Raw genomic sequence first — 21430 nt, forward strand, 5'->3', positions numbered from 1 at the left:
CAGATCTGACAATGGCTTATTCTTTCCAAGCATTTTTTAAAAACCTCAACCAATTCCCAAACATTACATTCTCTATATCTTTTTGGGTATAGCCTCTTAAGGAAAGCATGGCAGGTATCTTCTGCAAATCTGCTATGGTCTCTACATCGTAGGGACACTGCTCTCTTCCAAAGCCACCGTCAAGATCTGACCCAATACCAATGTGATTGGCATTGCCTGCCAACTGACAAATATGGTCCATATGATCGATAAGCTTTTCCAGGTTGCATTCCATTCCTTTCGGATCTGAGACTCCCCTTTCCCATCCAGGAACCATCATCCAAGCGTCCATCGCTCCACCGATAACAGCCCCCCTTTCTATCAAAACCTTCAATTGCTCATCAGAAAACTGCCTGTTATGATCTACCAGTGTTCTGCAGTTGTTGTGACTGGCCCAGACGTGGCCATTGAAAATATCCATGGCTTCCCAAAAACTATCATCGCAGAGATGTGTCGCATCCAGAATAATGTTGAACCTTTCCATTTCCTTGAGCAATTCCGGACCATCAGGTCCAAGCCCGCCAGTGGCATCTGTTCCGTTGGCATACCTTCCTGGACCGTAATGGGATAAGCCCAAGGCCCTCAACCCGCTTTCATAAGCCTTCTCCAAATAGCCAACATTTACCAAGGAGTCTGCTCCTTCTAATGAAAGTATAAAACCAATTGGCTTGGTGCTCCAAGGCAATTCATGCAACCAAAGCTGTACGTGCTTTTCCAGATCTTCCAAGTTCCTTATCTGTACCATTTCCTCGGCATCTTCCATAGCCTTGTACCAGGCCAATTGACCTTGTGTCTGCGCCCAAGCCTGTTCTGGCGAGTGCCAACCTGGAAGAGGGTTGCCCTCAGCGACAAATCTGGCAATTTGAGTGGCCACAACAAGTCCAATATTTCCTTTTCGAAGTTCCGGCAAAGAAACAACTGCACGTCCTCTATCCGGCTTATCAGATAGTCCTTTTTCACGGGCATTGATCTCGGAGACAGGTTTTTTCAAATCCCTGTTCCATTCCAAGGCATTCATACTGAGATCGAGGTGGGCATCTATGGTAAACATGGGGGATTGGATTGAAGATTGAAGATTGAAGATTAAAGATTTTAGATTCAATGTCGTTTAGTTTAGGGTAACTTTTCCAAAGTTCAGATATCTAAACAATTTTTGTTTTTACTTTTAACCTAACTTTGGAAAAGCTTAAATTCAACTTGTAGTCTTATCTAAACGACATTGATTTAAGATTGTAGATTTAGGTTTGAATAAAGTTAAAAGGGGATTGAGGAAATTAAGCTATTATTTTTGTATGCAGGAATCCTGAATAATGGTAGTAAACCACAATATAGAAGTTCAAAAATTCAAACTTCAAGAAACTTCCTTCTTCCATCTCAAAAAACTATTTCAACTCAAACATGGCTTCGATTTCAACAGGGATGTTATCTGGCAAACTGCCCATACCCACTGCGCTTCGCACTCCAACACCATTTTCCAGACCCCAAACCGCAGCAAACAATTCCGAGCAGCCATTGATGACATAAGGATGTCGCTCAAAATCCGGGGTAGCATTCACCATTCCCAATACTTTGATGACCCTTTTGACCCTGTTGAGGGAACCTAAGTTAGCTTTGATGGTGGCCAACATGGCCAATCCCACCTGCCTTGCAGCCAATTTGCCAGCTTCAATATCCATATCCTCTCCAATTCTCCCAATGATCAAAGTCCCATCTTCCTTAACAGTCCCATGTCCTGACAGATATAAATATTTCCCATCCACAAGACACGGCCTGTAAACTCCCAAGGGCTTTGGTGGTGGGGGGAGAACCAATCCTAATTCTGCAAAATTCTCTTCAGCTGAGCTCATGATATATTCTGTTTAAGCATTTAAAATTCTGTTCTATTTTGGCCAATTTTCAATCAATTTCCTAGGCTAATTCGAAATATTACACCATTGGAGCATGTCAACTATTTCTTCTACATTTTTAGCAAGAAAAATAAATTATATTCTTAGAAGGCTTGAAATAGCAATCAATTAATGATCACCACTTTGAAGATTCAAAACAGCTTTAAACAAGCCTCCTTGATTTAGTTAAATTCAGTCCTAATACTGTTCTAAATAAAAATATCCAATATCATCACCCCCATCAGACCAACAACTGCCACCAAGGTTTCCATCAGAGACCATGACTTAATGGTATCCTTTACGCTCAAGTTAAAGTATTCTTTGTACAACCAAAACCCTGCGTCATTAAAATGTGAGAACATCAAACTTCCTGCTCCAATAGACAATACAAGCAGATTTGGGTCTACCCCAGCAGTACTCACAATGGGAGCAATAATACCGGCGGTAGTAAGTCCTGCAACCGTGGCGGAACCTACTGCTACCCTGATCAAGGCAGTAATCACCCAAGCCAAGACCAAGGGGTGTACATCCCAGCCTTGCAGAGCAGCTGCGATTTCCAAACTCACTCCTGAATCCATCAATACCTGCTTCAGCGCTCCTGCTCCCGCTATGATCAATAAAATCATGGCTACATCCTTCGTGGCAACCACATAGTAATCCATAAGCTTAGGGATACTGAATTTCATCCTGGTCCCCAAGGTATATGTGGCCAATAGCAAAGAAATCAACATGACCATCCCTGGATCCCCCACAAACTGAATATAGGGAAATACCAAATTGGATTCGGACATATTCAAAGTCAGGATGGTAGTTCCAATCAGAAAAAAGACAGGGAAAAGAGCAGAGAAAAAACTATTGAAAACACTTGGTAGATCTTCTTCAGGCTTTGCTTTGGCCTGAAAAATTTCAAGTGGTTTGGAATCTATGTTTTTCAGGAATTTGGCAAATATTGGCCCGGCAATGATAATCGTCGGAATGGCTATCAATATCCCATAAGCCAAAGTAAGTCCCATGTTAGCTTCAAACTGGGCTACCAGAGCTGCTGGAGAGGGGTGCGGGGGCAGAAATCCATGTGTAACCGAAAGCGCTGCCAATAGGGGAATCCCCACATACACCGCGGGCAACTTGTACCTGTAGGAAACAGTAAAAACAAGCGGTATCAATAAAACAAAACCGACATTATAAAACAATGGAATGCCTACCACCAAACCGGTAATCATCATGGCCCAAGTGACATTTTTCACTCCGAAAATGGACATTAAGGTATCCGAAATACGCTGTGCTGCCCCACTTTCTGCCACTAGCTTACCCAGCATCGCTCCCATTACAATCACGATGACCAAGTCCCCCAATAAGCCTCCGATGCCTTTTTGGATGGATCCGGCTATTTGCTCAGGAGGTATGCCCAAAAGGAAGCCTGCCAAAATCGAGGAGATCAAAAATGCTATAAAAGGATTGAATTTTAGCCAAGTGATCAGCAGGATCAAAACTGCAATGCTGATCAATACAAAAACAATGGTCATAGGTTATGTAGGGTTGAGTGACCAAATTAAAAAATAAAATCAATATCAATTGGGGGAAAGGTTAATAAATTGATAACCGGTCAATTGCCAGAGTCAAATTTCTGGATGAATTCCTAGATGCCAAGAGGGTATTAAATGGACATAAAAAAAGAATAATGGCTTTGAATGTTTTCATTATGATATCTTTTGGTTTAAAAATTTCTTTTATATTGGTCAAGGCTACCAGCTGCCGAGCACTAAATATCCGCCACTCTGTTCTCCAAAACCTAGGTAGTAGAAAGATACAAAATTTTCACTTTGTAGCATCCCGCCCACTGGATGGGAATTGTTCAGCTTTTGTCCTTTTACCTTCTTTTCTTTTTCTCCTTCCTTTTTCCATTTTTTTCAAAACTTGAAATGAAAATGCAGCCCCGCACAATAACGTGATTCAGCTTGGAAATGGCGGGCTTTCGGAGCCGTGTGTTTTAAGTTACATGGTACCGCCTGCTGGATCCAAAGTGATGTTGGCGGTTCGTTGTTATTTAACTCCTTATTTCAGTTTTTTTATAGCGTTACTTTCAAGCAAAGATTTCATTTGGGTTATCGCTACTTTGTTGAGTTAGATAAGTCGTTCTTTTTGCGTTAGTCCTTGTCGAATAAGTAAGGCGTTAATACTTTCCATATTGCTCAATACGACTAATTGTTCTAATGTCGCAGAATCTCTTATATTTCCTTTTTGCTCAGTATTGCTTTCAATCCATTCCTTTGCCGTAATTCCGAACAAAGCAACATTCAATAAGTCAGCTTCACTGGCGTAAACAAAACTTGTCTGTTGTTTGGTAATTTCTTTTGGGATTAGGCTTTCTTTGATGGCGTCTGTGTGAATATGGTAATTTATTTTGGCTAATGTCCTTTGTAAGTCCCATTCTAATTTCAGTCTGTTGTTTTCATCGTCTTTCAGGCGTTGAAATTCATTGACCAAATATATTTGAAACTCAGGGCTAAGCCACATTGCGAAGTGAAATGCAATGTCCTTGTGTGCATAAGTTCCACCGTATCGCCCTGCTTTCACAAGCATACCAACTGCATTTGTTCGTTCAATCCATTGCCCGACAGACATTATGAACCTATTCACTCCTGCTTCTTGGGTAATTACCCCGAATTCGGGGTAATTAAAATTTGGGTTGTTGATTTTTTCCCAAACACCTATATATTCCAATGTATTTTTATTCGTAACCCACTTGCCGATAAGCCCGCTTCCTTCACGAAAAGAGGCTGTCATATCGGTCAAACTTATATAGTCAGTTTCATTTTGATTGATTACCGTTATCGGTGACTCGTTTACGTTAAGTTTTCTGCTTTTTGCCATTTTTTATTTCACTAAGCGTCAAAGTTATAAAATAAAACTATGGTTAGAATGAGTTGTGCTTATTTGGTATTTATTCTTCTTCATCTTAGCTATTCTGTCGCTTTACAATTCTTACAACGGGATTCAGCTTGGAGACGGCGGGCATTTCGGAGCACCTCCCTTCCAGCCTACTACTAACTTCTTAAAGATACTAAACTTTCATTTTACTTGGAACCGCCCGCTGTCTTCTTAGGTGATGTTAGAGTGCGTCATTCCATTTGCCGGATTAAAGGAAGGTTAAGCCAATTCTTTTATTCAATCCTTGTTCAAAAATCCGGATCAAGGTTGATAACTGGATATTCCCTTTTCCATTTTCAAGTTTTGAGATATAGCTTTTCTTTGTACCTGCCTTTTCCGCCAATTGCTCCTGGGTCAGGTTCGCTTCCTTCCTAGCCTCTTTCAGCATTTCGCTGATGATGAACATCTGGGCATTCTCTTCATACTTGTTTCTGCTTTCACTTCCAATTTTTCCATGCTCTAGTTCGATCAGCTCATCGAATGTTTTGACTTTACTATAATCCTTCATAATCCTATTTCTTTGATTGAAAATATTCCTTCATTAATCTTTCCGCTTTCTCTATTTCTTTTCTTGGAGTCTTTTGGGTCTTCTTTTGAAATCCATTGAAAAGGATTACCAGCCTTCCTTCATCAAAGCAGCAGAAAATTCTGTAAATGTTTGATTGAAATTCCACTCTTATTTCAAATAACCCTTCAGTTCCTTCCAGATGTTTGAGAAACTTCTCTGGTACCCTTTCCACTTGCTTGATCAGCTCAAAAACGTACTGAATCTTACTTTTCACCTTTTCTTCTTGATTTTGGTAAAATTCAATAAAGTGGTTTTCATAAAAAATTATCTTTCTTACCATATTCACAAAGTTATCTCGAAAGGTAACATTTTCCAAAAATGTAGGTTTCTTTTAATGCACTCTAACGGGATTCAGCTTGGAGACGGCGGGCATTAGGAGCCGTTCCCTTCCAGCCTACTCCTAACTTTTTAAAGATACTAAACTTTCTAGTTACTTGGAACCGCCCGCTGTCTTCTAAGGTGATGTTGCACTGTAATTCCTTTTTTCATTGAAGGTCTGATTCATATATACTATGGTCTTGCAATAAACTTATAAATCTTTGCCTATCATTTTTCCAATGTAAGTCTGTTCGAAGCCTGTTCACTACCACAGCCTTTGTTTTTTCATTTCTGAAATTTAAAAGCTCAAATATCACCTGATAGTATTCTCTCACTCCTACATTTTTAAACTCTGTATCTTTAAGATACTCGATTAAAGCTGTTTTCAAATCTTGATGATATTCTGCCTTGTACCAATTTGATAAATAAAATATTGCTGATTTATTGTGTTCATTAAAAGCCAATTCTTCAATTCTTGGATGATACTTTTGGGGGTAAATTCTATTTTCTAGTACTCTCAAGGTTAAAAGCCTATCAGTGTTCGGTGAATAAAGAATAATACTATCTAGTCTTTGAATTTTTTCGTCTTTTTCCTTTTCCTGTTGGGTCAGCCTATTCCAATACCTATGATAAAAAGACACAGATAACTTTTCAGAATCCTTTATGTCCATTGTATGTATTGTAAAAGTTTCATCCTTGGCTAAAAATGATTTCATAACTTTATCTAGTTGAGGATAATCTCGATCAGCCAGTGCCCAAGAGGCATAGCATTTTACGATAGGATTTTCATGGGTAGTTAGTTCTACTAAATATTCTAGATCGCTATTATCTCTTAATTTTTCGAATGCTCGATACAATTCACTTTTATTGTAACCGATATACTCGTACTGAACTTCACCTATCTGAATGAAACTTTTAATGATTTTGTCACTGTCTTGACTCCACGCCAAATTAAAAAGGAATAGTATAATTATGGTGAGTGATGTATGTTTCATCGGTTCATTTTATAGTTCAACGAGTCTCTCCACGCCACTATGGCTTGAAGGATTCCAATTTGGCGTGATAGACGCCATTAAGTGCCTATTTCCGAATTATCTAAAGATAAAACTAACCTTTTATATTTCCATTTTGCCTAATGGGCCTTTAACTTGATCAAATCTTTTTGCGGGGACAATGTATAAGTTTGAAGGAATCCCAATAAGCTACTTCCCTACCAGGAAGCCCATAATACTTTTTCTCAAACCTCATCACCTCCTCCAAAATCTCAACTTGTCCTGAAACCCTGGTGCTTCCAATTGAATCAGATAAATCCCTTTTGGCAAGCCTGAAAATTTCTCCTCCAAGTCACTTGACCCCAGATGCAATGAGAAATGTCGCTCTCCACTCATTCCAAAAACAGTAATCTCAACCTCTTTTGGATCTAAAAAAGAAGGTAACTGAAATTGGACTTCTCCGGACACATAGGGATTGGGAAAAACTTTACTTGAAGTGCCTTCCTTCCAAGTTTTTCCCTCCAGCCTAAACACCTCTGAAAAACTGTTTTTTCCATCAAAATCCACTTGCTCTAATTGGAAATAAGCATCCTCTTCTAGCTTCTCAGAATACCTAAATAAGTACTCCTGAATTCCTTCAGAATTCCCTTTGGAAGGGATTTCTGCAATCTTTTCAAACTCAAGCTCCCTGCTCTTTGCCCTATGAAGGACAAATTTTTCATTACCATTTTCATTGGCGGTAGACCATGCTACCAAAATCCGGTTCCCCTCCCATTCTGCTTCCACGTGCACCCAGTTGAGGGGAAGAATAGACATTGGCCTAAAGCTACCAACCGTAAAGCTGTTCCCATTAAGCTCTCCAAACTCCAATGACCTTCTGGCCCAAAGTGTATCGGCATCCACGCCCGGCAAGTGAATCCCCGGAGCAGCCAAACCATTACTCACCACCCTAAGGTCATCCACATCATCCACAATCAGGTTTTCTGCAGATATCCTAAGCTCTATAGGGTCAGTTGAGGCAGAAAGTCCGGAAAATTCAAAATAACTGTTCAACTGATACAATATAGGACTGCCGTCATTATCATCAAAATCAGGGTCCCAGTTGGCACCGGGAATCTCCATGAACCGCAGAGACAGGTCTCCTCCCGGAGATGAGCCTACCAACCTCACCCTTCTCACACCACCCTGGTAAGCATCTTCAAAGGGAAAAGTCGCATTTTTATCATGTAAGGAAGTTGGCAAATTGTGGTACACCAAGGTATTCAGATTGAGCCATTTTCCACCATCCCAATCATACACCCCTCCACCATCAGTATTGAGGTGCAGGTCATGACCATCAAAATCCACCTGTCCATTGCGCTGAAAGAAATTTGTCCTGATCCGCATATCAGAATCCAATACCAACCTCCCCCCACTTTTGTCAATTTCCACTTGAGAGTAATCAAAAACCTGTCCGATCACCTGTTGGGTTTGATTTCCTTCAAACTTCAAAAAAGTCGGTGCTTCTTCCAGATTCCCTCCGGAAAGCCTCGCCAAATCACCGGTCAAAAAAAGGGAGTCAGTTAATAGTTTTTGGGCATTGTTTTCGAAAATCAGGTTATGGTATCGCTTTGGTTGTCGGGTTCCTGCCATCGTTGTCCTCAACAAGTTTTGATTTCCCGAATTAGACCTGTAGTAAACATTACCCTCCATTTGAAAATTCATAGACTCTGCTACCGGATTGTTTCCCAGAAGTACTGCATTCCCTCCTTCCTCCACCTGAAACAGTGAAGCGGGTATGGCATTTGTCCTTTGCAGTATGCTTAGTGTGGCTCCGGTTCCGGTGCATTCTGAGATAAATGTGGCTCCTGACTCCACTACCAATTCCCCGAAAGCACCTCCTCCATTGAAATCTACCTGATCATTAAAAGAAAAAGTACAGCAAATGGTAGTTCCTGCCGTATTTCTCCTTTGTACAAGTGTCCCTGACCGTACCACAAAACGGGTGGACTTGAAAGGACTGTTTACCACTAGGGTTTGTCCAGGATTGGGATCAAAAATAACGGTAAACTTACTTCTGGTATTCTGAGCACTCCAAGAGGCCCTGTCCACAACTGTCCTGCTATTTCCGCGAAACACTATAGCCCCTGTAATTGGATAGATCCAATCAATTAAAGTGATAGCTGTGGATGATCCTACCAATGAATAGTCTGTCCCAGACCGCTCCATCAAGTGAAGAGACCCATATACATTCAGACTGAAAGTCTGCAAATTCAGCTTACGGCCTGTACTTCCTTCTGCGTTGAAATACACACTTCTGACTGCTTCATTACCCGTAAGCCTGACCTCATGTCCAAAATCAATAAAAACATGGTTGCCCATATTTGGTTTTATTGAAGCCGGTATCCAAGCCACCCCATCCCATGTTTCCCAAATAGCTGGATTATTGAAATCTCCACTTCCAGTTGTCCGGTAATCTCCTATTTGAAGGGTGATTTGAGGAAAAGCAGGATTATTTAGACTCAGCCCATAAAAAAATGCAATAATCCAGTAAATTCGTGCCGGATGATTGGGCATTAATATACCATATACTGTCCAAAAAGTCATAGTCAGAAAAAGTTAAAGACCTGAATAAAATTAGATCGATGCTCTCCTATTTGAAAAAGACACTGTTAATTTATCCGTTTATTTATTCGGTTATTTTCTTTGCATCAGCCCAACAATATGAAATCAGTCTTCTGACTTGTGACCCCGGAGATGAGCTTTACTCTGCCTTTGGTCACAGTGCCATCAGAGTACAGGACAGGCTTACGGATCAAGACCTGGTTTTCAACTACGGGACTTTTGATTTCAATACTCCATATTTCTATGTAAAATTCACCCAGAGGACTTTAGATTACATGCTCAGTGTATCCACTTTTGAAAGATTTCAGGTAGAATACAATTACTTCCAAAGGAACATGAGGGAGCAGGTACTGGACCTAAGCCAGGAGCAGGCTTCCCGACTGGTAGCATTTCTCCAGGAAAATTACAGACCTGAAAACCGGTTTTATCGCTATGACTTCTTCTATGACAATTGTGCGACAAGAATCAGAGATGCCATGGAGGAGGTTTTGGGAAACCAGTTGGATTGGAATGAAGAACTCAATCCAGAGAAAAAAACATTTAGAACCCTGATCGATGAATATGTGTATCCTTTACCATGGGCTGATTTCGGGATTGATCTAGCATTGGGATCTGTAATTGATGTCAATGCCAGCGAAAGAGAAAAACAATTCCTCCCGGATTATATGGAGGCTGCATTTGCCAGAGCAGTAATCGTTGGCGACGGACCTAGCAGAACTTTGGTAAAAGAAGAAAGAGTAATTCTGGATTTTCCTCCCAGACCATCTGAAATGGACTTTTTCAATCCATACGTCCTTTGGTGGGTTTTTGCCATACTTGTCATGATTCTTACCGGAATTGAATACAGAAAGAAGCAAATTTACAAAGCTTTTGACATTGGTTTCTTTTCCATTCTAGGCCTTTTGGGAATCTTGATAGTTGTACTTTGGTTTTTTACTTTCCATTCCCAGACAAAAAACAATTGGAATATACTCTGGGCATTTCCGGGACATCTGGTTTTAGGACTGGCATTACTTAAAAACCAATGGAAGCCATGGCTGAAGAAGTACCTGCTTTTTGCTCTGGTTCTTGCCAACCTTAACCTTATTTTTTGGGTTTTTGGCATTCAGTCTTTCCACCCCAGCATCATTCCTTTATTACTTGTTATTCTTCTCAGAACAAATTTTATGTATTACAATCTGGAAAAATTCTCCAATACTGTAGTGAAGTGATTTTGACCTTTCAAAACTATTTGGGGGACCTGTTATGTTATACCTAATCAGGAGAAAAAAATATGGACTTCAAACTTCAATCAGAATATCAACCAACAGGCGATCAGCCTGAGGCAATCAAGCAACTTGTAGCCGGAGTGAAAAATGGAGACAAAGGGCAGGTACTACTTGGAGTTACAGGTTCAGGGAAAACATTTACTGTGGCCAATTTAATTCAAGAAGTACAAAAACCAACATTGGTCCTCAGTCACAACAAAACCCTTGCAGCTCAACTCTATGGAGAGTTCAAGCAGTTTTTCCCTGACAATGCCGTAGAATATTTTATTTCTTACTATGACTATTACCAACCGGAGGCATTTATCCCTACCAGTGGCACTTATATTGAAAAGGACCTTTCCATCAATGAGGAGATCGAAAAGCTTCGCCTGAGTGCCACATCCGCTTTACTTTCAGGAAGAAGGGACGTGATTGTGGTTGCATCTGTATCTTGTATTTATGGTATTGGAAATCCTGAAGAGTTTGGCAAAAATGTGATCAGGATTCAGGAAGGCGACCGGATTCCCCGCAACCAATTGCTGTTCAAACTGGTGGATATTCTTTACAGCCGTACCAATAATGAATTGACACACGGCACCTTTCGAGTCAAAGGGGACACCGTGGATATTTTTGTGGCTTATGCTGATTTCGGATACAGGATATTTTTCTGGGGGGATGAGGTAGAGGCCATTCAAAGAATCGATCCTGCGACAGGAAAGAAACTATCAGACGAAAAACTTATTTCCATCTTTCCGGCCAATCTTTTTGTAACCGGAAGAGATGTAATTGATACTGCTATTCACGAAATCCAGGATGACTTGATGGCCCAGGTTTCATTTTTTGAAAGAGACATGAAGCTGATTGAAGCGAAAAGGCTGAGAGAGAGAACAGAGTTTGATCTGGAAATGATCCGTGAACTGGGTTATTGTTCAGGAGTAGAGAATTATTCCAGATATTTTGACAGAAGAAATCCGGGAACCCGGCCATTCTGTCTTTTGGATTATTTTCCGGATGATTACCTGATGGTAATTGATGAAAGCCATGTGACCATTCCTCAGATCAGAGGTATGTGGGGAGGGGATCGTTCCAGAAAAGTGAACTTGGTGGATTATGGTTTCCGGCTTCCATCAGCTTTGGACAACAGGCCTTTGAATTTTGATGAATTTGAAAGCCTCATCAATCAGATAGTTTACGTCAGCGCCACGCCAGCCGATTATGAACTTGCACAGACTGAGGGTGTCGTCGTAGAGCAAATCATCAGGCCTACAGGACTTCTGGATCCGGTCATTGACGTCAGGCCAAGTGCCAATCAAATCGATGATCTTTTAGAAGAAATAGATGAGAGAGTCAAGTCAGAAGCTAGGGTTTTGGTCACTACACTTACCAAAAGGATGGCAGAAGAACTTCAAAAGTATCTTGAAAGGGCTGGTGTAAAAAGCAGATACATACACTCAGAGGTGAAGCCATTGGACAGGGTTGAAATTTTGAGAGAATTGAGGCTGGGAATTTTTGATGTACTGGTGGGGGTCAATTTGCTGAGGGAAGGGCTGGATCTTCCTGAGGTTTCCCTGGTAGCAATCCTGGACGCAGATAAGGAGGGCTTCCTTAGAAATGAGCGCTCTTTGGTACAAACTATCGGAAGAGCGGCAAGAAACGAGAATGGAAAAGTAATTATGTATGCAGATAAAATTACCCATTCCATGCAATTGGCTATAGATGAAACCAAAAGAAGAAGGAGTCTTCAGATTGCCTACAATGAAGAGCATGGTATCACTCCAAAGACCATTTTGAAATCCAAGGATAAAATTCTAGGACAAACAAAGGTGGCTGACAGTAAGAAAAACGCTAAAGTCTACGAAGATACCACAAGCGCAGAGGCTCTGGTAGCCGCAGATCCATTGGTTCAATATCTCAGCAAAGACAAGCTCGAAAAACTCATCGCCCAAACTCAAAAGCAAATGGAAAAGGCTGCCAAAGAGCTGAATTTCATGGAAGCTGCCAGGCTCAGGGATGAGTGGCAAGGGCTCAAAAACAGACTTTCTGAGCTTGAAAGAGGCGTCTAAGGTCTGAATCGCCTCATCTATTACTTAGAATCAACAGTACTGGCTGCGCTTGTAATTGATTCATATTTGGTGTAAATTTACATCAAAAACAAATTATGCCAAGACAAAGTATTTCTTTCTCAAAACCAAATGACGAGTGGCTGAAATCTCAAATCGAAAGTCAGGAATATTCAAGTAAAAGTGAGCTTGTAAACGATCTGATCAGACAGGCAAGGAAACAGCAAGCTCAGATTGATTGGTTAAGAGCAAAATTAGAACATTCTCAAAGAAGCGGGTTCACAAGTGATACAAAAGAGGAGATTTTAAAACAGTCAAAGACTCTGCTTAATGGCTGAATATAAATTAAGCAATGCAGCCAAAGAGGACTTAATTCGTATTCATCATTATGGGGTCAGAAATTTTGGTGCAGCCCAAGCTGATAAGTACTTTGATTCTTTTTTTAAATGCTTTGAAATTATTGCCGAGAGACCATTTGCTTTTGAATCTGTCGATTACATAAAAACAGGATATAGAAGATGTCCTTGTGGTTCTGACTCAATATTTTATAGAATCAATGAAAATAGGGTTGAGATAATGGCAATTGTTGGAATGCAAGATTTAAATAATATGCTATAACACATTGGAATTTGAATTGTTTTGAAATAACAAAGTACTCTTCGAATTCCAGTAAATGGCTCTATTGAATTTTGTAATACACAACTCACAACATATATAGCCCTGGTCTTACAGGTATGTACATAGCTGTTGGGGAGGTTCTTAAAGCTTAGGATTGCGACTCTTTATTTCGTATTTACTGATACGCCCAATCAGGGACTTATTATCCTTTCGTTTTGACAACCTATTGAAAATTTTAAGCTTTTATTAATCAGATCAATTCATCACCTTATGACCTTACAAGACGTTCAGCAAATAGCAAAACAAGGAGAAGGACTCAAGGTGGAGTTCAAGAAAAAAGCAGCATTTCCGGAGAAGATTGTAAAGGAAGTCATAGCCTTGGCCAATACAGATGGAGGACATTTGCTGATCGGAGTCGACGATGATGGTACAGTAAGCGGGCAGAGGTTTATCGAGGAGGATGTCTTTGTGATGGAAAAAGCCATAAATGAGCTCATCAGACCAAAACTCTCTTATAGCCTGGAGATCATAAAACTCAACCCCAAAAAAGGAGTGGCCATTTTTACTTTTGAAAGATCTCCCGGAAGACCTCATTTTATGATGGATGAAAAAAAGAAAAAAGCCTTCGTAAGGGCTGCTGACAGAAGCATACAAGCCAGCAGGGAAATGTGGGAGATTCTCAGAAGGGGCAAAAACCCTAAGGACATGGTATTCACTTATGGGGAGAAAGAAACTTTATTGATGAAAGCACTGGGAGAAAATGGGAGAATTACTGTAAAAGAATATCAAAAACTGGCCAAGCTACCTCGATTTGTTGCCTCCAAAACTTTAATTAGGCTGGTATTGGCCAATGTGATTACAATTATTCCTCAGGAAAATGAAGACCTTTTTGTTTTAAAGGAATCATAAGGGAAGATTTTCTTTGAATCTGGAATTGAACCCGGCAATCCCTTGAAGTCCTCCAGTATGCATGCATAAAATTTTAGACCCCGCAGGAAAATAATCCTTTTCAATAAGATCAAAAATGCCAAACATCATTTTACCTGTATACACCGGGTCCAGAGGAATTTGATAAGTCTCATAAAACCCCTTCATAAATTTGATTAAGTCAGGCTTGAATTTTCCATACCCGCCGAAATGGTACTTGTCTAAAATTTCGAATTTCCCTTCACATTCGATCTGTTCTTTTTTCAAAAGCCTGCTCATTTCATCGTAAATAAAATCCCCCTTCAAAGATGAAAAACCGAGTAAACTTTGATTTTCCCCTAAACTTTTGACGAGGCCTGCAAAGGTTCCCCCCGTACCGATACTGCATGTGACATGTGAAAATATCCTGTCCTGCTCAGTAAGCATTTCCGCAGTACCTGCAATGGCCAGTGAGTTTGTCCCACCTTCAGGTATCAGATAAAATTCCCCATAAGTTTCCTCAAGAAATTTCAAATATGAATTTTCATGTTTGTTCCGATATGTTTGTCGGTCAAGGTAAATGAGTTGCATTCCCCTAGCTGCAGCAAAGGATAGCGTAGGGTTGAGAGGAGAATGCTGCTCCCCCCTGATCAATCCGATTGATTTGAATCCAAGCTTTTCTGCTGCTGCAGCTACTGCATAGATATGATTCGAAAAAGCCCCTCCAAATGTCAAAAGGGTACCCATACCTTCTTTTTTGGCCATATCTAGATTGTATTTCAGCTTAAAAAATTTATTCCCTGAAACCAAATCATGGATCTTATCAAAGCGTTTGATAAATACCTGGATTTCTTTTTCAAAAAAAACAGGGTCTTGGATCTCTTGGAAGTCTATATTTTGAGGTATCAGCATGAATTGTGGGAAAAGAACTGCAAATAACCAAATCTTCGCCAAATGCCCTTATTTTTGCAAAATGACAGAATATACTGAAGAAGAAAATTTTGAAGAAGAGGACGTAGAACTTTTTGAGCATCATCATATCCAAGTGGACAAAGGACAGAGCTTGGTTCGTATTGATAAATTTTTGACAGAAAAATTAGCCAATGCTACCAGAAATAAAGTCCAAAATGCTATCGACTCCGGTCATGTCTTGGTCAATGATACTAAAGTCAAATCCAATTACAAGATCAAGCCGAATGACAGCATCAAAGTTTATATGGAAAAGCCGGTATTGCATACCGAAGTAATTCCAGAAGAACTCCCTTTAGATATTATATATGAAGATGATGCCCTTTTGATTGTTAACAAGCCTGCAGGTATGGTAGTGCATCCTGCCCATGGGAATTGGACAGGAACCTTGGTTAATGGTTTGGTTTATTATTTTAACCAACTCCCTACGCTTCCGGGAAATACAGGCAGACCTGGCCTGGTACACAGAATTGATAAAGACACCTCCGGGTTGTTGGTGATTGCCAAATCGGAAGATGCAATGACGAAACTTGCTCATCAGTTTTTTAATCACGATATAGACAGAACTTATCTTGCGCTGGTCTGGGGAGAACCTCATGATGACCAAGGAACAATAAATGCCCATGTAGGCCGAAGTGCTAAAGACAGAAAGGTAATTGATACATATCCCGATGGTTCACAGGGTAAACATGCGATCACACATTGGAAGGTCCTGAAAAGGCTGAGATATGTCACCCTGATCCAATGCAACCTGGAGACTGGGAGAACACATCAGATCAGGTCCCATATGAAATTTATGGGACACCCCTTATTCAATGATGCGATGTATGGTGGTGATAAAATCAGAAAAGGAACCCAGTTTTCAAAATACAAATCCTTCGTAAAGAATTGTTTTGACGCCATGCCCAGGCAAGCGCTTCATGCCATGTCTCTGGGTTTTCTACATCCAGTCTCAGGAGAAAAAATGTATTTCGAAAGTCCCCTTCCTGAGGATTTTTCCACAGTACTGGAAAAATGGGAAAATTATGTCAAATATGAATAATCAAGTCATTCCGTAATTTTTAAACTTTTAATTCAAGAATTTAAAGAAAGAATTGTGGAATTTTGGGTTTAGGAAACTGAAAATGCATTGTCAAGTTTTCAAAAGTAAAGGTTCCGCAATCGATGTAGAATTCCAATTCAGAAATTTTTTTCGATTATTTTTAATTATCTGTAAATTTTGAGCATTTATTTTACAATATTTTTAAGATAATTGCTTTTGCCGTATCTTTGTAATGTTGATTAAAGAAAAAATCAGCAGATCATGTAGGATCAAAATGAAGTGGGCAAAAGCCCGAAGGTGCAAATCCTTCTCCTACATCAGGTTATTTTGGGTTTATTGTTAATTGACTAAAGCTGTGAAATCTTGTTTCGCAGCTTTTTTGCTTTTTAAGCAGTACATACCATTGAAAATTCCATAATTATTCAAACTATATCAGTAGCCTATTGCGGAATCATCCGTTATTTTATTTGTTTTTTAAAAATAATGTAATTTTTAAGCTTTTTATTTCATTTATTTTCAACAAATCAATCACTTTACTAATTTTGACGCAGTCTTTGAAGGGAATAATTACAAAATCCACATTCAAGCCTGCTTAAAAACACAGACATAAGGTCAACGTTTTGCCAAACAATATTGTAGGATGATGAAACTGGCAGACATGCCCTCCTGTCTCGGGGGTGGGGAATTCAGCATAAAGCGCATCAAGAGCTCTGATGTTGCCTAACTGCCTCGTGGAGGTTCGAATCCTTCTCCTACAGCGAAAGTATTTGGGTTATATATGATTGAGGCAAACTGGGGTCTATCTGGGCACATTCGGTTTGCCTCTTTTTTTATTTCCTAAAATCAAAACCTGAATTTCTATTTTTCCGCTCCTTTTGTATTACTTTTACTTTCATAGTTTTTGTTATGGAAAACTCAAAAAGTAATACCAAAGCCAATCATTCAAACCAAAAAAAATACCTGCGGCTTGCAGGAGTATTGTTATTGGTATTGACGGCTCTGCATATTTTGCTTTATTTCAGCTCGGACTTTTTGCTAAGAAGCTATCTCAAAGAGCAGGTAAATGAAGCCTCAGAAAACAAGTACGAAATTGATTTTGACCGTTTCTACATTTCATTATTTCAACGAGGAATCCACTTTACAGGATTTAAAATCAACCCTATAGATGAGATTTTTGATGAACTGGACAGCACTGCCTATTACAGCGCGGCAGTACCTGAACTTTCACTGACCGGATTAAATTACCGGATTTTAAAAAGAGAAATCGTTATAGGCAACCTTATTTTAAATAGTCCTGAAATAGATTTCAGGCTCAAGATTGAAGGGAAGGTTGAAGAGGACCTGGATGAGTCTCCCCTTGAAATCTTACAAAAAGAAATCCGGAAATCCTTTATCGGTTCGAAGCTTAAAGAGATCAGAATCCGGAATATGCATGTCAATGATGCAGATGTATTGTTAAGAAATTTTATTGCCCAAAAATCCATCAAAGCAGAAAACTCCAACCTGTACATCAAAGACATTCAATTGCTACAGGAAAGAAGCCCTGAGACTCCCTTTAATGCAGAAGGCTTCGAATTTGACTTGGAAAATTTTCAGGTCTTATTGGCTGACAGTGTACATACAATTTCAGCAGGTGCTATTTCCGTCTCCTCCCTAGCGCAATATATCGAGGCAAAGTCAGTAAATATCAGCCCTGATTTCAACAGATTTTCGCAAACATACCTTGCTGCGGACCTGGATGAACTGATGCTGTCTGATGCAGATATCAATAAAGTATTTTATACTTCAGAGGTAGAAGTAGGACAGCTGAAGCTCCAAAAACCTAAAATTGATCTATATTCCAGGAAAACAGAAAAAAGAGAAGAGGATGTAGAACCTTTTGAACTTTATGACCTTATAGAAGGTATTTTGGCCTCTATCAGCGTGAATGAATTTGACATTGAGGAAGGTAGCTTTTCCCAAAGGAGGGCTGAGAGCAGGGACTCACACGTCATTCGAGCCCAAAGGATAGATTTTAAGATGGATGATTTTTACGTAGGTCCTGAAAATGTTAAAAAAGAAAACCAATTCTTCTATGCAGAAAATGCTTCCGTAGAACTCTTTGATGTTGAACTTATTTTAGGCGACAGCATACACCGAATTAATGGAGCGCATGTGTTACTGACCTCTTTCGATGACAATATTCAAATCGATGGATTTCACTTATACCCGGAGGAAGACTATGAACCTGAGGAAAACAAAACCCTTTTGGACATTCAGGTCCCCAACCTTTCAATCACAGAAGCTAACCTAAAAAAAATCTATAATGAAGGTATCATAGATATACAGAATATGGTCATTGAACAACCCGAAATTCTCCTCCGTGATGTTCAGGGCAAGCTAGACCAATCTGGGAATTTCAACATCAACGATATCTATAGTGAATTTCTGGATGGTATTTATGTCAAAAGGTTTGAAATCAGAGAAGGCTCTCTGATTGTGGATAATAGAGTTAGAATTCGTCAGGACAGCCTTTCTTTTGGAAAAGTCAATTTGATTTTGGAAAACTTCGCTATAGATTCCAGAACGGAAGAATCTGATTCCAAAAGCTTCTTCTGGGCTGACAATTTAGAGTTGGAATTGCAGGAATATGCTTTGAAGCTGGCAGACAACCTTCACGTATTCAAAGCAGACAGGGTCTTCTTAGATACAAAAAGAGCTCAGATCAGCATAGACGGTTTTACCCTCGAACCTTATGACCGCTCCCAAATCCAGACCACCTTGGATAGATATGGGAAGAAAACCACCTTGGATATTTTTGTTCCTAAATTCTCAGCACTTGGCGTAGATATCAGAAAAGCATATTTTGATGGTATTTTAAATGTAAGGGAAATCCGTGTTCCCTCTCCTAAAATCAGCATAATAAGACACCGCCCAAATGAGGAAAACGATGAAAGAGAAGGAGTAGATCAACAAGAAATCCTGGAGCTTTTGACCAATTATTTTTCTGAGGTAAAAGTTGATACCCTCACCCTCAGGCAAGGAACATTAAACTATGAGAATTACGTCAGGGATAGGATTAGGACCTTCGCTGAAGAAAACGTATCTATCGCAGTCAAAAACTTCTATATCAATAAGCATGCTTCACCAGATGAACTCAGATCTCTATTTTCAGAAGAAGTTGACCTTAGGCTGAATAACTATGTCTTCAATATTGCGGATGGAAAGTACAATATTCTGGCTGACAGGATCAGCTTCAATACAGCAAGAGAGGAAATTGTAGCTTCTAACGTTAGCTTAAACCCACGAAGAAATTTTACCGATAAAACCAGGGTATCTGCCAATATCCCCTCCATGTCCTTCAAAGGAGTGGATTTAGAAGGTTTCCTTTTTGAAAATGAACTTAAATTGGAACTGGTACAGTTTACCGGGTCGGATGTCAATATTCTAATCAACAATGACCTGGATGATGACGAGACCTCCTCTTCCAGAAGAGTTAGAAGGGAAAGAAATCTTCCCAAAACCATTGATGTCATTCAGATAGATACCATTAAAGCCGAAAAGGCACAGTTCAAACTTGCCTTCCGTGAAAACGGAACTCAGAGGGAACTTGTGAACACAGGTATCAATCTATCTTTCTATGACTTTCTTTTGGATTCTGCTATTATTGAAAAGGGGGATATTTCAGGTTTTTTCAGCGGGCTCAGTATGGATATTGATGAGTTTTGGCTCACTCTTCCGGACAGCATGCACCAAGTGACTTTTTCCAAAGTCGAATTGGACACTCGTTATGAAGGTATCCTTCTGAACAATTTTAGGATCATTCCAAAAGACCTCAGCGGCAAACCCGGATTACCGGTATTTTCAGGACATATCCCCACTGCCTTGATCAAAACCAATGCTTTGGCAGAATTGCAGCAAAGCGGTGAATTGAAGATTTCTGAATTAAGACTTTTTAGGCCGGACATTGAGATTTTTGTAGATCAGGAAGAAAGGCCAAAAAATAATGAGGGAGATGAAACAAAAATTGAAGGTGAAAAACTGATCAAAAGCTTGACCCTTGACCAGTTTGAAATAGTGGAAGGAGATGTATTTGTCTTCCAGAAAAACGGTTCCAAAGAACCTCAAGGAATCAAAAACCTCAACTTCATGCTTGCTGATTTTGCTGTGGAAATGGACAAGCTCAACGCGCTTCAACCCAAGGATCTGCTTGAAAAAGAATTTAGTCTAAGCTTTCCAGACTTTGAATTATTGCTCAAAGACAGCCTTAACAAGATCTCTGTAGGTCTGATTTCTCTGGAAAATAAAAAGATCACACTCAAGGACATTACTTATGAACCCCGGATAGGTAAATATGCTTACACCCGTAAAGTAGGACACCAGACTGATGTAGCCATTATCAATGTGCCAGAAATCAGCATCCTGGGCACTGATCTGGAGCAACTTTTGGAAAATGAAATTTTCATAGCCAAGCAAGTACGAGTTCAAAGTGCTGTAGCTAATCTTTTCAGGGACAAGAGATTTGACAAAGAAGAGGATATTTACAGATATATGCCCCAGGCATTGATGCAAAAAGCAGGGTATGTCATCAAAATTGACACTCTGGAATTAAAAGATGGGGAAATTTACTACACTGAATTCCCGGAAAATGGAATGGTTCCCGGCAAACTGTTTTTTGATAAAATGAATCTTTCGCTCTTCCCCTTTTACTTGGAAAAAGAAGGTAATGAGTACCCAATAGAAGAGTCTTTTCTTACCGGAAGTACACGCCTTTATGGTGTTGCAGATTTATCTGTTGAGGGTAAAATGAACTATGCAGCTCCCTATCCTATGGATTTAAACGCCAAGATAGGTGAGTTTGATGTCCGGATTATCAATCCCATTTTAGAAAACAATGCATTCTTAAGGGCTTTGGAAGGGAAAGTCAACAGGGCTGAATGGAGCTTTAGGGCAACAGACAAGGATGCTATCGGCAGAATGACCATTTTATACCAAGACCTGAAATTAGAACTTCTAGAAGAAAGAACCTTAGAAAAAGGTCGGGGAAGAAAAGGAATATTAACTTTTGTACTGAACGTTTTTGCCGTAAAGAGCAATAATCCTCGAAAGCTCTTCGGAAATACTGTCAGCTCAACAATTTATGAAGAAAGAGATACCAAAAGGTTTATTTTCAACTATTGGTGGACTTCTACTTTATCGGGATTAAAGGGAAGCTTAGGTCTTGGACAGCCTAAAGTGCCTAAAAGAAGAGCCAAAGAGGAGGGAGAAAAGTAG

Annotated in this window: 16 protein-coding genes; 7 read left to right on the forward strand and 9 right to left on the reverse strand. The window is 39.8% G+C overall.

Going from position 1 to position 21430, the window contains the following annotated elements; all coding sequences use genetic code 11:
• Positions 1-16: 16 nt before the first annotated feature.
• The 8 genes from A33Q_RS10255 to A33Q_RS10295 all read right to left on the reverse strand — a co-directional run bounded on the left by A33Q_RS10255 (position 17) and on the right by A33Q_RS10295 (position 9317).
• On the reverse strand, positions 17-1090 hold the full coding sequence (locus A33Q_RS10255; RefSeq protein ID WP_009033874.1) for a dipeptidase: 1074 nt from the start codon (positions 1088-1090) through the stop codon (positions 17-19).
• A 331-nt stretch (positions 1091-1421) separates the two neighbouring features.
• Positions 1422-1886: a RidA family protein gene (locus tag A33Q_RS10260; protein WP_009033875.1), complete on the reverse strand. Its 465-nt coding sequence runs from the start codon at positions 1884-1886 to the stop codon at positions 1422-1424.
• Positions 1887-2134: 248 nt separating this feature from the next.
• Positions 2135-3448 carry a gluconate:H+ symporter gene (locus A33Q_RS10265; RefSeq protein WP_009033876.1) on the reverse strand — a complete coding sequence of 438 codons (1314 nt, stop codon included), beginning with the start codon at positions 3446-3448 and terminating at the stop codon, positions 2135-2137.
• 598 nt (positions 3449-4046) lie between these two features.
• Positions 4047-4796 (reverse strand): KilA-N domain-containing protein, encoded by a 750-nt coding sequence (locus A33Q_RS10275; protein WP_009033878.1) that lies wholly within the window; start codon positions 4794-4796, stop codon positions 4047-4049.
• 265 nt (positions 4797-5061) lie between these two features.
• A complete protein-coding gene (locus A33Q_RS10280; RefSeq protein WP_009033879.1) occupies positions 5062-5361 on the reverse strand; it encodes a helix-turn-helix domain-containing protein in 300 nt (99 codons plus the stop codon).
• 4 nt (positions 5362-5365) lie between these two features.
• Positions 5366-5701: a type II toxin-antitoxin system RelE/ParE family toxin gene (locus A33Q_RS10285; protein WP_016255065.1), complete on the reverse strand. Its 336-nt coding sequence runs from the start codon at positions 5699-5701 to the stop codon at positions 5366-5368.
• Positions 5702-5906: 205 nt separating this feature from the next.
• Positions 5907-6734 carry a hypothetical protein gene (locus tag A33Q_RS10290; protein WP_009033881.1) on the reverse strand — a complete coding sequence of 276 codons (828 nt, stop codon included), beginning with the start codon at positions 6732-6734 and terminating at the stop codon, positions 5907-5909.
• Between the two features lie 252 nt (positions 6735-6986).
• Positions 6987-9317 carry a T9SS type A sorting domain-containing protein gene (locus tag A33Q_RS10295; protein WP_009033882.1) on the reverse strand — a complete coding sequence of 777 codons (2331 nt, stop codon included), beginning with the start codon at positions 9315-9317 and terminating at the stop codon, positions 6987-6989.
• A 38-nt stretch (positions 9318-9355) separates the two neighbouring features.
• On the opposite strand from A33Q_RS10295, the gene A33Q_RS10300 reads away from it, so the two are divergent.
• The 5 genes from A33Q_RS10300 to A33Q_RS10320 all read left to right on the forward strand — a co-directional run bounded on the left by A33Q_RS10300 (position 9356) and on the right by A33Q_RS10320 (position 14169).
• On the forward strand, positions 9356-10546 hold the full coding sequence (locus A33Q_RS10300) for an Lnb N-terminal periplasmic domain-containing protein (protein ID WP_009033883.1): 1191 nt from the start codon (positions 9356-9358) through the stop codon (positions 10544-10546).
• 62 nt (positions 10547-10608) lie between these two features.
• Positions 10609-12645 (forward strand): excinuclease ABC subunit UvrB, encoded by a 2037-nt coding sequence (gene uvrB / locus A33Q_RS10305; protein ID WP_009033884.1) that lies wholly within the window; start codon positions 10609-10611, stop codon positions 12643-12645.
• 95 nt (positions 12646-12740) lie between these two features.
• Positions 12741-12980 (forward strand): ribbon-helix-helix domain-containing protein, encoded by a 240-nt coding sequence (locus A33Q_RS10310; RefSeq protein WP_009033885.1) that lies wholly within the window; start codon positions 12741-12743, stop codon positions 12978-12980.
• Complete coding sequence (locus A33Q_RS10315) at positions 12973-13260, forward strand: type II toxin-antitoxin system RelE/ParE family toxin (RefSeq protein WP_009033886.1); 288 nt, start codon at positions 12973-12975, stop codon at positions 13258-13260. Before A33Q_RS10310 ends, A33Q_RS10315 begins: the two co-directional genes overlap by 8 nt.
• A 270-nt stretch (positions 13261-13530) precedes the next feature.
• Positions 13531-14169 (forward strand): AlbA family DNA-binding domain-containing protein, encoded by a 639-nt coding sequence (locus A33Q_RS10320; protein ID WP_009033887.1) that lies wholly within the window; start codon positions 13531-13533, stop codon positions 14167-14169.
• Here the strand turns inward: A33Q_RS10320 and A33Q_RS10325 are convergent.
• Complete coding sequence (locus A33Q_RS10325; RefSeq protein ID WP_009033888.1) at positions 14164-15078, reverse strand: 1-aminocyclopropane-1-carboxylate deaminase/D-cysteine desulfhydrase; 915 nt, start codon at positions 15076-15078, stop codon at positions 14164-14166. The two genes, A33Q_RS10320 and A33Q_RS10325, sit on opposite strands and share 6 nt — an antisense overlap.
• A 61-nt stretch (positions 15079-15139) precedes the next feature.
• On the opposite strand from A33Q_RS10325, the gene A33Q_RS10330 reads away from it, so the two are divergent.
• Positions 15140-16177, forward strand: coding sequence for an RluA family pseudouridine synthase (locus tag A33Q_RS10330; protein WP_016255068.1), 1038 nt, complete (start codon positions 15140-15142; stop codon positions 16175-16177).
• A 906-nt stretch (positions 16178-17083) separates the two neighbouring features.
• Positions 17084-21430 carry an AsmA family protein gene (locus A33Q_RS10335; RefSeq protein ID WP_009033890.1) on the forward strand — a complete coding sequence of 1449 codons (4347 nt, stop codon included), beginning with the start codon at positions 17084-17086 and terminating at the stop codon, positions 21428-21430.

This window comes from Indibacter alkaliphilus LW1 (assembly GCF_000295935.2).
In the GTDB taxonomy this organism is placed as follows: domain Bacteria; phylum Bacteroidota; class Bacteroidia; order Cytophagales; family Cyclobacteriaceae; genus Indibacter; species Indibacter alkaliphilus.